Consider the following 14,571-nt stretch of genomic DNA (forward strand, 5'->3'; position numbering starts at 1 on the left):
CTGCGACGTTCCTTCCAGCGACCTTCCTTGATCACCGTGTCTATCCGTCGACACAGGGCTGATATTAAGGGTTTTCAGATCGCCTGCAAGTGGATCCAACGGCAGGCATCTGCCATCCGGGCCCATCAAGAAATACAAAAATACATATATTTCAACAAGATACAAAAATCATGCGGTGATCTATTCCTACTTCCATCCTTGATCGCTTACGCAACGTGTAAGCAAAGGCTTACACCGGCAAGCCTACAAAAAAGAACTTCTGGATTCCGACACAGTCTCCTGCGCTCATTGCATCAAGACAGTCCCGAGCAAACACCAGCGGCCCGCTCAAACAGGCCGGCAGCACATAAGTACTTGACCAACGACACAGATGATAAGCATTATCATTCGCTTGTAATCGCTCCGGTGCTGTCGTGACGCAATCCCAGTTCAACCAGGTCTTCCTTACCCAGCGGGTCTCGCTGCTGCGGACGCTGCAACGCATGGTGCACAACCACAGCACCGCCGAAGACCTGTTGCAGGAGACGTACCTGCGGGTTACCCGGGCGTTGAGCGAACGCCCCATCGATCACCTCGAACCCTTTGTGTTCCAGACCGCCCGCAACCTGGCGCTGGACCACCTGCGCGCACGACGTATCCAGTCCCGTACCCTGATGGAAGACGTGCCGCTGGAGGTCGTGGAGAATGTCGCCGCGCCGCTGAGCACCCCGGAAGATGCCACCCATGCCGAACAACTGCTGGAGCGCCTGAGTGTGAGCCTTGGTCAATTGAGTGCCCGCCAGCAGCAGATCTTCATCCTCAGCCGCCTGCACGGCTGCAGCTATCAGGAGATCGCCGAACAGCTCGACGTGTCCCTGAGCACCGTGCAGAAGGAACTCAAGCTGATCATGGCCATCTGTGTCGGGGTGGCCGAACGCCTGGATCGCCCTTAAGCTTGGCACCAGACCTATAAGATCCGTCCATGCACAGCAGCGGATCATCGAATCGAACCGTGGCAGCGATTACCGAGGAACACCCGTGACGGACAGCCCCAACCTGCACTCCCCCGAGCCGGCTCGGCAGGTGTTGCAAGACAACGCCATGGATCAGGCACTGGACTGGCTGATCGTGATGGAGTGCCCGAGCGCCGAGCAGCGCGTCGAATTCAATGCCTGGCTCGCCGCCGATCCGGCGCACGCTCAGGCCTACGCCCGCGCCAGCGGCGCCTGGAATGCCGAACCGGTGATCGCCGCCGCCCAGGCCCTGCAAGCCCGGCGTCGGCCGTCGTTGCCACGACGCCTGCGCCCCCACTGGAAACCCCTGGCGACCGCCGCCGTGCTGCTGATCGCCATCGGTATCTACGGCAACCTGCCGTTGCGCCTGCAGGCCGATCACCTGACCGTGGTCGGTGAGCGCCAGCACCTGCAGCTGGAAGATGGCTCCAAGGTCCTGCTCAATACCAACTCGGCGTTCTCCAGTTCCTTCACCGAGCAGAGGCATGTGGCCCGGCTGTACAAGGGCGAGGCGTTTTTCGAGGTGTCCGGCCAGCGCGAACACCCGCTGGAAGTCGATGCCGGCCCGGTCCAGGCCAGCGTGCGCGATACCGCCTTCGCCGTGCGTTACCTCAATGGCGAAGCTCAGGTCCAGGTGGAACGTGGTGATGTCGACCTGCGCACCCGCGACGACAGCGCCCGCCTGCGTCTCTCCGCCGGCAACAGCGTGCGGATCGGTCCCCATGGCTTTGGTCGTCCGGAAAAGCTCGACGTACAGAAGGACCTGGCCTGGGTCCAGGGTCGCCTGGTGTTCGAGAACTGCCCGATGAGCCAGGTGCTGGCCGAACTGCGGCGCTATTACCCCGGCTGGATCGTCAACAACAACGAGCAGTTGGCGCAGGTTGCCGTGACCGGCAACTACCGCCTGGACAAGCCTCTGGACGTGGTCCGCTCCCTCGCCCACATCACCTCCGCGCGGGTATCGGAATACCCGGCGCTGGTCATTCTCAACTAGCTGAAAGTTTTTTTACTCGATAGCGATAGGCCATTCGTCTCGTTATAGCCAATGCAAGTGATTCTCATAAAGAATCGCATTGCAACTATAAGATTCGTACACCGGAGCGCTATCGATGCCCACACGTTTCACGCCCAAGGCCCGCAGCGGCGGCCTGCAACAGTGCACCCTGTCCCTGCTCACCGTCGCTGTGTTGCTCGCTGGTGCCCAGGCGACTCCCGTGCTCGCGGCGACCAGCGCCGAACAGCCGGCACGCAGCCTGGGCAACTACAACTTCGCGATCGCCCAGCAACCGCTGGTGTCGGCCCTGAATGCGTTCACCACGGTCACCGGCTGGCAAGTCGGCCTGCCGGCCGAACTCGGCCAGGGCGTGGCATCACCGGGCGTACGCGGTGCGCTGACGCCGGAAAAGGCCCTGGAGCGCCTGCTGGTCGGCACCAACCTGAGTTATCGCAAGCTGGGCGACAACAATATCGTCCTGGAAAAACGCGCCGGCGGCAGCACCCTCAACCTGCAGCAGGTGACCATCAGTGCCACCCGCCAGGAGCAGGAAGTGTCCTCGGTGCCGAGCACCGTGACCGTGCAGGACCGCCAGCAACTCGACCGGCAGAACGTCAACACCATCAAGGAACTGGTGCGTTATGAGCCCGGCGTCTCGGTCGGCGGTGCCGGTCAGCGCGGCGGCGGCATCAGCAACTACAACATCCGCGGCATCGACGGCGACCGCATTCTGACCCAGGTCGATGGCGTCGAAATCCCCGACAGTTTCTTCAACGGTCCCTACGCGCAGACCCAGCGCAACTACGTCGATCCGGAAATCATCAAGCGCGTGGAGATCCTGCGCGGACCGGCCTCCGTTCTCTACGGCAGCAACGCCATCGGCGGCGCCGTGAGTTACTACACCCTCGATCCGGACGACATCATCAAGCCCGGCCAGGACACCGGCGCGCGCCTGAAGACCGGCTACAGTTCCGCCGACAACAGCTGGCTGACCTCCGGCACCGTCGCCGGTCGCAACGGCAACTTCGACGGCTTGCTGCACCTGAGCCAGCGCAACGGCCGCGAAACCGAATCCTATGGCGACACCGGCGGCACCGGCCTCAAGCGGACCGAGGCCAACCCGGAAACCGCCCGGACCACCAACGTGCTGGCCAAGCTGGGCTGGAACTACAACGACGACTCGCGCCTGGGCCTGACCTACGAACGCTTCAAGAGCGACATCGACACCAACCAGCGCAGCGCCGTGGGCGGACCGTTCGGCAATGGCGTCCCGGTCGGCATGTACCTCTCGCGCACAGGCAACGACACGGTGACCCGCGAGCGCTTCGGTATCGAGGACAGCTTCGGCCTGGACAGCGCCGTGGCCGATCACGTCAAGCTGAGCCTGAACTACCAGACCGCCAAGACCGACGAAAGCACCCTGGAAGACTACTTCCCCTTCGTTCGTCATGTGATGCGCAGCCGCGACACGGTCTACCAGGAACAACAGTGGGTACTCGACGCCCAGGCGGACAAGGCCTTCAACATCGGCGAAACCGACCACCTGCTGACTTATGGCACCACGATCAAGCAGCAGAAAGTCACCGGCTCGCGCAGCGGTAGCGGCACCTGCCTGGCGCTCAGCAGCCTGGCGCAGGGCTGTACGGTGATCGGCGGCGACAGCCCGAGGGACCGGCTGGTGAAATCCAGTGACTTCCCGGACCCGACCATCGACAGCTACGGCCTGTTCGCCCAGGACCAGATCAGCTGGAACAAATGGACCTTCCTGCCCGGCCTGCGCTACGACTACACCCAGCTCAAGCCGCATATCACCCAGGAATTCGTCAACACCATCAACGCCGCGGGTGGCGGCACCATCGACGGCTCCGACAAGACCTGGCATCGGCTGTCGCCCAAGTTCGGTCTGACCTATGCCCTGACCGACCAGTACACCTGGTACGGCCAATACGCCGAAGGTTTCCGCACGCCATCGGCCAAGGCCCTTTACGGTCGCTTCCAGAACAGCACCTCCGGCTATAACGTCGAGCCCAACCCGAACCTGGAGCCGGAAAAGAGCAAGAGCTACGAAACCGGCCTGCGCGGCAAGTTCGACGCCGGCTCCTTCGATGTGGCGGTGTTCTATAACAAGTACCGCGACTTCATCAACGAAGACGCCGTCGCCCCGGGCTACAGCGAGCTGACCTTCCAGACCAACAACATCAAGCACGCCACAATCAAGGGCGCGGAAGCCAAGGGTCGCCTGGACCTGGACCACTTCGGTGCACCCCAGGGGCTCTACACCCAGGGCTCGGTGGCCTATACCTACGGTCGCAACGATGACACCGGCGAGCCGATCAACAGCGTCAACCCGCTCACCGGCGTCTTCGGCCTCGGCTACGACCAGGACAACTACGGCGCGCTCTTGAGCTGGACCCTGGTCAAGCGCAAGGATCGGGTCGATGACACCACCTTCAACGCCCCGGACGGCCTGACCAGCAGCAAGCAGTTCAAGACCCCGGGCTACGGTGTGTTCGACCTGACCGGCTTCTACAAGGTGACCGACGATGTGACCGTCAATGCCGGCCTGTACAACCTGACCGACAAGAAATACTGGAACTGGGATGACGTGCGCGGCTACGACGGTGTCGGCGAAGCCGGTGCCGTCAGCCCGGCCAACCTCGACCGCCTGACCGCTCCGGGGCGCAACTTTTCGGTCAACCTGATCTGGGACATCTGACCTTGCGCACCTGACCCCCTGCACACCTCTCCCGCCGCGATATGCATCGGCGGGGTGAGGTTTTTTTACTGTGGCGCGTCTTCTGATTCGTCTATCTATTTGTGTAGCAATTGAAAGCGCCTCTCATTCCCAAGGACTTCGCAATGACCTTCCAGGACAACACCCAGCGCCCGAGCCTGCGCTCCCAACGCCTGAACCAGATCACCAACGAGCCGCACACCCGGCTCGATCATCTGGTGAAGGCCCATGCGCCGTTCGAAACCCAGGCCAACTTCGCCCGTTTTGTCGTCGCCCAGTACCTGTTCCAGTCGGAACTGGTCGCCCTGTACAACGATCCCGAACTGATCGCCATTGTCCCGGACCTGCCGGCCCGCTGCCGTGCCGAACAGGCCAAGGCCGACCTCGCCGACCTGGACACCGAAGTACCGGCACCGGTCGCCGGTGCGGTGCACAACCCGAGCAAGGCCGAAGCGCTGGGCTGGATCTTTGTCTCCGAGGGTTCCAAGCTCGGTGCGGCGTTCCTGATCAAGCGTGCCGTGGGCCTGGGCCTGAGCGAAACCTTCGGTGCCCGTCACCTGGGCGAGCCGGCCGGTGGTCGTGCCGAAGGCTGGAAGAGCTTCATCAAGACCCTCGACGGCCTGGAGTTCAGCGCCGAAGAGGAAGCCGCGGTGGAAAAAGGCGCCATCGATGCCTTCGTACGCTTCACCGTGCTGCTGGAACAGGCCTACGCCACGGCGCCCGAACTGGCCTGATGCGAAAGTCCCCGGTGGACGCTACCTCGTGGCGAGCGGGCCCGCCCGCTCGCCACGAGAATCCGCTCCGCGGCACACGCCTTGAACGAACGGCATTGCACCAAGGCTTGAGCCATTTTGCCCAGCGCACCACAATCGACGCCATGACCAGCAAAACACCCTCGTCCTCGAAACTCGCGCGCATCCTGTTCGGCGTGCTCGCCTATGTCAGCCTCGCCATCGGCCTGATCGCCATTGTCGTGCCCGGCCTGCCCACCACCGAGTTCATCCTGCTGGCCGCCTGGGCCGCCACCCGAAGCTCGCCGCGCCTGAGTGCCTGGCTGGAAAACCACCGCCTGTTCGGGCCGATCCTGAGCAACTGGCGCAATGGCAAGATCATCGCCCGCCGGGCCAAGATCAGCGCCACCGTCAGCATGTTGCTCTGCGCCACCCTGATGCTGGTGATGCTCGAACATGGCTGGCCGATCTACCTGGCCATCGCCGGCATGAGCCTGGGCAATCTGTGGATCTGGTCCCGTCCCGAGCACCTGCCGGTCGCCGGGCAACCCTGAAAACACTGCCGCATCCGTACTCTCCGCTGGATCTTCCCACGCAACCGTTTGCGACCACCGCTCATCGGCAAAGCCTCATGTAACAAGGCCTGTAGCCGATGTTGCAGGAATAGCGCCGGATGGAGTTGGCGAACAGGAGTCGGCCCGGACTCGCCTGTCTTCCCCCTTTTCCATCTCGCGAGTACGCCTATGTTCGACGCCCTCTCCATCCGCCTGAAAATCGTCCTGCTGTCCGGCCTGTGCCTGCTTGGCGTAGTGGGGCTGATTGTCGGCATGAATGTCTACCAGACTCGCCAGAGCAACGCGCTGACCGAGTCCTCCAGCAGCCAGATGCTGATCGCCAGCGTCCAGGACCTGCTCCAGGCCAAGGCCGCCGAACAGGCCGTGCGCCTGCAGAAGACCTTCGGCGAAAGCCTGCTGGTGATCACCGCCCTGGCCGACCAGATCAACGATATGCGTAGCCAGGCCGACAGGCATGCGCTACCGGCCGCGGCCCTGCGCGAGGATCTCAACCAGAGCCTCAAGACCGCTTTCGACCGCAACGCCAGGGTGCTCGGTGTCTGGCTGGCCTTCGAGCCCAACGGCCTCGATGGCAAGGATGGCGAATTCCTCAATGACGCACCGCGCGGCGCCAACGAAGCCGGGCGCTTCGCCAGCTACTGGAGTCGCGCCGGGGGCCAGGCGCTGAATACGGTGATGGTCGAGGACGACATGAACAAGACCACCCTCAGCCTCAGCGGTACGCCCTACAACAGTTGGTACACCTGCCCACGCGACAACAAGCGGACCTGCCTGCTGGACCCGTACGCCGACACCGTGGGGGGCAAGCTGGTGCTGATGACCACCATTTCCCTGCCGCTGGTCAGCAACGGCAAGGTCATCGGCGTGGTCGGCATCGACATCGCCCTGGACTCCCTGCAGGCCGCCGCCAACGACTCGCGCCGCGAGCTGTTCAACGGTGCCGGCAACATGCTGATCGTTTCCGGCAGCGGCGTGCTCGCCGGCTTCAGCGGCGATCCGGCGGCGGTCGGCAAGAACATCGGCGACGTCCTCGGCAGCGAAGGCAAGGACGTGCTCCAGGCCGTCTCCGGCGGCGGGGCGAAGATCCTCAAGCAGGGCGACCTGATCCGCGCAGTTTACCCGGTCAGTCCGATTGCCGAGGCCAAGGCCTGGGGCGTGGTGATCGACCTGCCGCAAAAGGTCCTGCTCGCCGACTCGGTGAAACTGCAGAAGGTCCTCGATGAAGCGCAGTCCCGCGGCACCCTGGAGGCCCTGCTGATTGCCGCCGTCGCCGGCCTGGTCGGCCTGTTGCTGATCTGGCTGACGGCCTCCGGCGTGACCCGGCCGATCAACCGCGTGGCCGCGATGCTCAAGGCGATTGCCAGCGGCGACGGCGACCTGACCCAGCGCCTGGACTACAGCAAGAAAGATGAATTGGGCGAGCTGGTCGGCTGGTTCAACCGCTTCCTCGATAAGCTGCAACCGACCATTGCCCAGATCAAGCAGAGCATCGTCGATGCCCGCAGTACCGCCGACCAGTCCTCGGCCATCGCCCGCCAGACCAGCGAAGGCATGCAGACCCAGTTCCGCGAAATCGACCAGGTCGCCACCGCCTCCAACGAAATGAGCGCCACCGCCCACGATGTCGCCAACAGTGCTTCGAACGCCGCCCAGGCGGCCAAGGGCGCGGATCAGTCGGCCAGGGACGGGATGTCGATCATCGAGCGCAGCACCCGCGATATCAACCAGTTGGCCGATGAAGTCAGCAAGGCCGTGGGCGAAGTCGAAGCCCTGGCGGTCAACAGCGAGCAGATCGGTTCGGTACTGGAGGTGATCCGCAGCATTGCCGAGCAGACCAACCTGCTGGCCCTGAACGCGGCCATCGAGGCGGCACGGGCCGGGGAAAGCGGACGCGGCTTCGCCGTGGTGGCCGATGAAGTGCGCAACCTGGCCAAGCGCACCCAGGACTCGGTGGAAGAGATCCGCCTGGTGATCGAGCGGATCCAGAGCGCGACCCGTGGCGTGGTGGCGACCATGCACTCCAGCCAGAGCCAGGCCCAGAGCAACGCCGGGCAAATCCAGCAGGCGGTGCAGGCCCTGGGCAAGATCAGCGACGCGGTGACCGTGATCAGCGACATGAACCTGCAGATCGCCAGCGCGGCGGAACAGCAGAGCGCGGTGGCCGAGGAAGTGAACCGCAATGTCTCGGCGATCCGTAGCGTGACCGAGACCCTGACCGGGCAGGCCGATGAGTCGGCGCAGGTCAGCAGCCAGCTCAATGCCCTGGCCAACCACCAGATGAAGCTGATGGATCAGTTCCGCGTATAGCCACTCTGGAAACATCGACAGCAGCGGGAATTTGCGGTGCAATGGCCCTTCTCATGGAGGGCTTTTCAATGACTGATCTGCTGAAGTCCATTCAAGCCGCACTGGAACTGCCAGGCTCTTCCCCGACCTTCACCGAACGCGGCGCCCTGCCCTCGGCCTTCGCCGTCACCGACCTGGCCAGCGCCAGCCTCGCCGCCGCCGGCGCAGCGGTCGCCGAATTGCTCCAGCAGCAGACCGGGCAGCGCCCGAACATCGGCGTCGACCGGCGCCTGGCCTCCTTCTGGTTCGCCAGTTCCCTGCGCCCCATCGACTGGACCCTGCCGCCGCCCTGGGACCCGATTGCCGGCGACTACGCCACACGCGACGGCTGGATCCGCCTGCACACCAATGCGCCTCACCATCGGGCCGCCGCCGAACGGGTCCTGGGCCAGGTCACGGATCGCCAGGCGATGGCCGCCCGGGTGGCCCAGTGGAGCAAGGGCGAACTGGAGCAGGCCATCGTCGCCACCGGTGGCTGCGCCGCCGAAATGCGCGCGTGGACCGACTGGAAAAGCCACCCTCAGGGCCTGGCGGTCAACGCCGAGGCGCTGGTCCAGCGCAGCACCGATACCCTGCAACGGCCACTGCACTGGCAGGGTTCGACGGCGCGTCCGCTGTCTGGAATCAAGGTCCTCGACCTGACTCGGGTGCTCGCCGGTCCCGTTGCCAGCCGCCTGCTCGCCGGACTCGGCGCCGATGTCCTGCGCATCGATCCCCCAGACTGGGATGAACCGGGCCTGGTCCCGGAAGTCACCCTGGGCAAACGCTGCGCCCGCCTGGACCTGCACGACAGCGCCGACCGCGAGGTCTTCGAACACCTGCTGAGCCAGGCCGATATCCTCCTGCATGGTTACCGGGCCGATGCCCTGGAACGCCTGGGTTACGACGCCCGGCGCCGCCAGCAGCTGGCTCCCGGACTGATCGACGTGAGTCTCAATGCCTATGGCTGGAGCGGACCGTGGCAGCACCGTCGCGGCTTCGACAGCCTGGTGCAGATGAGCACCGGGATTGCCCAGGCGGGCATGGACTGGAAGCAGGCGGATAAACCGACACCGCTGCCGGTGCAGGCGCTGGACCAGGGCACCGGCTACCTGATGGCGGCTGCGGCGATCCGGGCGCTGACCGAACGCCTGGACAGCGGACGCGGCGGCACGGCGCGCCTGTCGTTGGCGCGGACCGCGAAGTTGTTGGTGGAACAGGGCCCGGTCAATGACCCGGAGCCCTTGCGCCGCGAGGTGCCGGCCGATCGCAGCACCCTGGTGGAGTACACCGTCTGGGGGCCGGCGCATCGCCTGGCAGCACCGCTGAACATAGAAGGGTCGCCGTTGCGCTGGCAGTTCCCGGCCGGGGAACTGGGCGCCCATCCCGCAAAGTGGTGGTGAATCGGCAATCGCTTTCGCTGGCAAGCCAGCTCCCACAAGGTTTGCGCCGTACACAAAATAGGTGTGCAACCCGGGCCCTGTGGGAGCCGGGCCTCTTCGCTGGCAAGCCAGCTCCTACAAGGTTTGCGTCGTGCACAAAATAGGTGTGCAACGCGGGCCCTGTGGGAGCCGGGCTTGCCCGCGAAGAGGCCCGGGCAGGCAGCACAAGACTTCAGAGGCTCAACACCCCGCTATACAACCCATAGGCCGCCAGCGAAGCCCCCGTCACCACGCAGCCGAAGATGCCCTTTTCCACCCGGGTGAACAGTGGCTGCCCCTGCTCACGCTTGGCCAGGGCAAACAGGATCACTCCCGGGGCATACAGCAGCGCCGAGAGCAGCAGGTATTTCACCCCGCCCGCATACAACAGCCAGATCGCATAGATCAGCGCGATGCCACCGACCAGCAGGTCCTTGCGGCGTTCGCCCGCCGCACCCTCGTAGGTTTCCCCACGACCGCTCAACAACACCGCATAGGCCGCCGACCACAGGTAAGGCACGAGAATCATCGATGACGCCAGGTAGATCAGGCTGGTGTAGGTGCCCGCCGAAAACAGCGTGATCAACAGGAACACCTGGATCATCACATTGGTGAGCCACAGGGCATTGACCGGCACGTGGTTGGCGTTTTCCTTTTTCAGGAAGGCCGGCATGGTCCGGTCCCGCGCCGTGGCAAAGAGGATTTCGGCACACAGCAATGCCCAGGACAACAAGGCCCCGAGCAACGACACCGCCAGGCCGATGCTGATCAGCAAGGCGCCCCAGGGCCCGACGATATGCTCCAGTACCGCCGCCAGGGACGGGTTCTGCAATTGCGCCAGTTCCGGGCGGCTCATGATCCCCAGGGACAAGACATTCACCAGCACCAGCAAGGCCAGCACGCCGATAAAACCGATGACCGTGGCCTTGCCGACATCCGCGCGTTTCTCCGCCCGTCCGGAGTAGACGCTGGCACCCTCGATACCGATGAACACAAATACCGTCACCAGCATCATGTTGCGCACCTGGTCGATCACCCCGCCGAAATCCGGGTTGCCGCGCCCCCAGATATCCCGGGTGAAGATATCGGCCCTGAACGCCACGGCGGCGATCACGATAAACATCACGATGGGCACGATCTTGGCGACCGTGGTCAGTTGGTTGATAAAGGCCGCCTCCCTGATCCCGCGCATGACCAGGAAATGCACCGCCCACAGCAACACCGAGGCACAACCGATCGCCACCGGCGTGTTGCCCTGGCCGAAGACCGGGAAGAAGTAGCCGAGGGTGCTGAACAACAGGACGAAGTAGCCGACGTTGCCCAGCCAGGCGCTGATCCAGTAGCCCCAGGCCGATGAGAAGCCCATGTAGTCGCCAAACCCGGCCTTGGCATAGGCATAGACCCCGGAATCCAGCTCCGGCTTGCGGTTGGCCAGGGTCTGGAAGACGAAGGCCAGGGTCAGCATGCCGACCGCCGTGATTGCCCAACCGATCAGGATCGCCCCGGCGTCCGCCCGCGCCGCCATGTTCTGCGGCAGGGAGAAGATCCCGCCACCGACCATCGAGCCGACCACTAGGGCGATCAGCGCACCGAGCCGCAGTTTCTGTGCCGGTTGTGACATATCCACTCCCTGTATTTCCAATTGTTTCAATTATCAAAGAGAGAACGACAGTTCACTCGATTAATGATCGCCTGTCGGAATTCGTTTATTGGATATGGCTAATAAACACGGGAGCTTAAGACCGTTTTCGACTATGCGCCCGGCTCGAACAGACAGTTTTGTGAGCGATTCGAGATTAATCAAGGGCGTTTGAAAAATTGACGCCAGGAATTTGCACTCTCCTGAAAACTGTCTAGTTTAAACATCCACGGCAATACGAATTATTCCTTTTAGTTCTCCCGCGAGGCCTCTGGAACAAGCCTTTCAGCGAGGGCCACGTTGTACCCGCGTAATAGACTCAAGTCATTCATTTTCAATGGAATGTGCCAATGAACTGATCTGAATCACCTCTCGTTATTACTCCCGGACCTACCCTGTAGCCTCACTTCTCCTGGATTGGAGTCATGCAATGTCTGAATCTCCCGGAAAACTACGTCTAGGCGCACTGGTCGCCCTGGTAGTTGGTTCGATGATCGGCGGCGGGATCTTTTCCCTGCCACAAAACATGGCCGCCAGCGCGGATGTCGGTGCGGTATTGATCGGCTGGGCCATCACCGCGGTCGGTATGCTGACCCTGGCCTTCGTCTTCCAGACCCTGGCCAACCGCAAGCCGGACCTGGACGGCGGGGTCTACGCCTACGCCAAGGCCGGTTTCGGCGACTACATGGGCTTCTCATCGGCCTGGGGCTACTGGATCAGTGCCTGGCTGGGCAACGTCGGCTACTTCGTCCTGCTGTTCAGTACCCTCGGCTACTTCTTCCCGGTCTTCGGCGAAGGCAACACCGTCGCGGCGGTGATCGGCGCCTCGCTGCTGCTCTGGGGCGTGCACTTCCTGGTGCTGCGCGGGATCAAGGAGGCGGCCTTCATCAACCTGGTGACCACCGTTGCCAAGGTCGTGCCGCTGCTGCTGTTCGTGCTGATCGCGCTGTTCGCCTTCAAGCTGGATATCTTCACCGCCGACATCTGGGGCGTGAAAAACCCGGACCTGGGCAGCGTGATGAACCAGGTGCGCAACATGATGCTGGTGACCGTCTGGGTGTTTATCGGCATCGAGGGGGCGAGCATCTTTTCCTCCCGGGCGGAAAAACGCTCGGACGTCGGCAAGGCCACGGTCATCGGCTTTATCACCGTGCTGCTGTTCCTGGTGCTGGTGAACGTGCTGTCCCTGGGGATCATGACCCAACCGGAACTGGCGAAGCTGCAGAACCCGTCCATGGCCGCCGTGCTGGAACATGTGGTCGGACACTGGGGCGCGGTGCTGATCAGCGTCGGCCTGATCATCTCGCTGCTCGGGGCCCTGCTGTCGTGGGTGCTGCTGTGCGCGGAAATCATGTTCGCCGCTGCCAAAGACCACACCATGCCGGAGTTCCTGCGCCGCGAAAACGCCAACCATGTGCCGGCCAATGCCCTCTGGCTGACCAACGCCATGGTGCAGATCTTCCTGGTGATCACGCTGTTTTCCGCCAGCACCTACCTGTCGCTGATCTACCTCGCCACCTCGATGATCCTTGTGCCCTACCTGTGGTCCGCGGCCTATGCGGTGCTGCTGGCGGTGCGCGGCGAATCCTATGAAAACGCCTTCGCCGAACGCAGGAAGGACCTGGTCATCGGCGCTATCGCGCTGATCTACGCGATCTGGCTGCTATACGCCGGCGGGGTGAAATACCTGCTGCTGTCCGCCCTGCTCTACGCCCCCGGCGCGATCCTGTTCGCCAAGGCCAAGCGCGAGCTGGGCAAACCGATCTTCACCAACGTCGAGAAGCTGATTTTCGCCGCGGTGGTCGCAGGCGCCCTGGTGGCTGCCTACGGACTCTACGACGGCTTCCTGACCCTGTAACACCCTGTTCGTTCTATCTGGAGGATCTGCAATGACCACGGAAAAAGTGAAGTACGGCGTCCATTCCGAAGCCGGCAAACTGCGCAAGGTGATGGTGTGCTCCCCCGGCCTGGCCCACCAGCGGCTGACCCCGAACAACTGCGACGAACTGCTGTTCGACGATGTGCTCTGGGTCGCCCAGGCCAAGCGCGATCACTTCGACTTCGTCACCAAGATGCGCGAACGCGATATCGACGTACTGGAGATGCACAACCTGCTGACCGATATCGTCGGCCAGAAGGAAGCCCTGGACTGGATTCTCGAACGCAAGATCACCGCCAACCAGGTCGGCCTCGGGCTGGTCAACGAAGTCGGCTCCTGGCTGCGCAGCCTGGAACCACGCAAGATCGCCGAGTTCCTGATCGGCGGCGTCTCCGCCGATGACCTGCCCGACAGCTTCGGCGGCAAGACCATCGAGATGTTCCGCGACTTCCTCGGCCACTCCAGCTTTATCCTGCCGCCGCTGCCCAACACCCAGTTCACCCGCGACACCACCTGCTGGATCTACGGCGGCGTGACCCTCAATCCGATGTACTGGCCGGCGCGCCGCCAGGAAACCCTGCTCGCCAGCGCCATCTACAAGTTCCACCCGCAATTCACCGAGGCCGACTTCCAGGTCTGGTACGGCGATCCGGACCAGGAGCACGGCAACGCCACCCTCGAGGGCGGCGACGTGATGCCGATCGGCAAGGGCGTGGTCCTGATCGGCATGGGCGAGCGCTCTTCGCGCCAGGCCATCGGTCAGCTGGCGCTGAACCTGTTCAAGCACAAGGCGGTGGAACGGGTGATCGTCGCCGGCCTGCCGAAGTCCCGCGCGGCCATGCACCTGGACACCGTGTTCAGCTTCTGCGACCGCGACCTGGTGACCATCTTCCCGGAAGTGGTGAACCAGATCGTTGCCTTCAGCCTGCGCCCGGACGAGAGCAAGCCGGGCGGCATCGATGTGCGCCGGGAAGAAACCAGCTTCCTCGACACCGTCGCCAAGGCCCTCGGCCTCAAGGCCCTGCGCGTGGTGGAAACCGGTGGCAACGCCTTCGCCGCCGAGCGTGAGCAGTGGGACGACGGCAACAACGTGGTCGCCGTGGAACCTGGCGTGGTGATCGGCTATGACCGCAATACCTACACCAACACCCTGCTGCGCAAGGCCGGTGTCGAGGTCATCACCATCAGCGCCGGTGAACTCGGTCGGGGCCGCGGCGGCGGCCACTGCATGACCTGCCCGATCATTCGCGATCCGATCGATTACTGACCGATATCCAGGGA

The 14,571-nt window shown here is 63.4% G+C and carries 10 protein-coding genes; 9 read left to right on the forward strand and 1 reads right to left on the reverse strand.

Annotated features, from left to right (window positions below; translation table 11 throughout):
• Positions 1-413 precede the first annotated feature (413 nt).
• From ACL9RJ_RS08445 to ACL9RJ_RS08475, 7 genes are all read left to right on the forward strand, one after another.
• Positions 414-932: an RNA polymerase sigma factor gene (locus tag ACL9RJ_RS08445; protein WP_017127609.1), complete on the forward strand. Its 519-nt coding sequence runs from the start codon at positions 414-416 to the stop codon at positions 930-932.
• Positions 933-1,017: 85 nt separating this feature from the next.
• Positions 1,018-1,986 (forward strand): FecR family protein, encoded by a 969-nt coding sequence (locus ACL9RJ_RS08450; RefSeq protein ID WP_017127608.1) that lies wholly within the window; start codon positions 1,018-1,020, stop codon positions 1,984-1,986.
• A 115-nt stretch (positions 1,987-2,101) separates the two neighbouring features.
• A complete protein-coding gene (locus ACL9RJ_RS08455; protein ID WP_017127607.1) occupies positions 2,102-4,702 on the forward strand; it encodes a TonB-dependent receptor in 2,601 nt (866 codons plus the stop codon).
• A gap of 143 nt (positions 4,703-4,845) precedes the next feature.
• Positions 4,846-5,454, forward strand: coding sequence for a biliverdin-producing heme oxygenase (locus tag ACL9RJ_RS08460; RefSeq protein ID WP_017127606.1), 609 nt, complete (start codon positions 4,846-4,848; stop codon positions 5,452-5,454).
• Between the two features lie 143 nt (positions 5,455-5,597).
• On the forward strand, positions 5,598-6,005 hold the full coding sequence (locus tag ACL9RJ_RS08465; RefSeq protein ID WP_042936229.1) for a YbaN family protein: 408 nt from the start codon (positions 5,598-5,600) through the stop codon (positions 6,003-6,005).
• A gap of 189 nt (positions 6,006-6,194) precedes the next feature.
• A complete protein-coding gene (locus ACL9RJ_RS08470) occupies positions 6,195-8,333 on the forward strand; it encodes a methyl-accepting chemotaxis protein (RefSeq protein WP_103032774.1) in 2,139 nt (712 codons plus the stop codon).
• A 68-nt stretch (positions 8,334-8,401) separates the two neighbouring features.
• Positions 8,402-9,754 (forward strand): CoA transferase, encoded by a 1,353-nt coding sequence (locus ACL9RJ_RS08475; RefSeq protein WP_017127603.1) that lies wholly within the window; start codon positions 8,402-8,404, stop codon positions 9,752-9,754.
• A gap of 211 nt (positions 9,755-9,965) precedes the next feature.
• Here ACL9RJ_RS08475 and arcD (ACL9RJ_RS08480) read toward each other — a convergent pair whose 3' ends face one another.
• Positions 9,966-11,393, reverse strand: coding sequence for an arginine-ornithine antiporter (gene arcD / locus ACL9RJ_RS08480; protein WP_422765135.1), 1,428 nt, complete (start codon positions 11,391-11,393; stop codon positions 9,966-9,968).
• Between the two features lie 448 nt (positions 11,394-11,841).
• Between arcD (ACL9RJ_RS08480) and arcD (ACL9RJ_RS08485) the strand changes: the two genes are divergently transcribed.
• Together arcD (ACL9RJ_RS08485) and arcA are read left to right on the forward strand one after the other, a co-directional pair.
• A complete protein-coding gene (gene arcD, locus ACL9RJ_RS08485; RefSeq protein WP_422765136.1) occupies positions 11,842-13,269 on the forward strand; it encodes an arginine-ornithine antiporter in 1,428 nt (475 codons plus the stop codon).
• A gap of 31 nt (positions 13,270-13,300) precedes the next feature.
• The gene (gene arcA, locus ACL9RJ_RS08490; RefSeq protein ID WP_017127600.1) at positions 13,301-14,557 is read left to right on the forward strand and encodes an arginine deiminase; all 1,257 of its coding nucleotides are present in this window, start codon (positions 13,301-13,303) and stop codon (positions 14,555-14,557) included.
• Positions 14,558-14,571: the final 14 nt, after the last annotated feature.

The organism is Pseudomonas sp. Mn2068, assembly GCF_049319725.1.
GTDB lineage: Bacteria > Pseudomonadota > Gammaproteobacteria > Pseudomonadales > Pseudomonadaceae > Aquipseudomonas > Aquipseudomonas gingeri.

What these genes read in the sequence shown, in the direction of transcription:
- arcD (WP_422765136.1), top strand. Translation starts at nt 11,842, where the DNA reads ATGTCTGAATCTCCCGGAAAACTACGTCTAGGCGCACTGGTCGCCCTG.
- ACL9RJ_RS08460 (WP_017127606.1), top strand. Translation starts at nt 4,846, where the DNA reads ATGACCTTCCAGGACAACACCCAGCGCCCGAGCCTGCGCTCCCAACGC.
- ACL9RJ_RS08455 (WP_017127607.1), top strand. Translation starts at nt 2,102, where the DNA reads ATGCCCACACGTTTCACGCCCAAGGCCCGCAGCGGCGGCCTGCAACAG.
- ACL9RJ_RS08470 (WP_103032774.1), top strand. Translation starts at nt 6,195, where the DNA reads ATGTTCGACGCCCTCTCCATCCGCCTGAAAATCGTCCTGCTGTCCGGC.
- ACL9RJ_RS08465 (WP_042936229.1), top strand. Translation starts at nt 5,598, where the DNA reads ATGACCAGCAAAACACCCTCGTCCTCGAAACTCGCGCGCATCCTGTTC.
- arcA (WP_017127600.1), top strand. Translation starts at nt 13,301, where the DNA reads ATGACCACGGAAAAAGTGAAGTACGGCGTCCATTCCGAAGCCGGCAAA.
- ACL9RJ_RS08475 (WP_017127603.1), top strand. Translation starts at nt 8,402, where the DNA reads ATGACTGATCTGCTGAAGTCCATTCAAGCCGCACTGGAACTGCCAGGC.
- arcD (WP_422765135.1), bottom strand. Translation starts at nt 11,393, where the DNA reads ATGTCACAACCGGCACAGAAACTGCGGCTCGGTGCGCTGATCGCCCTA.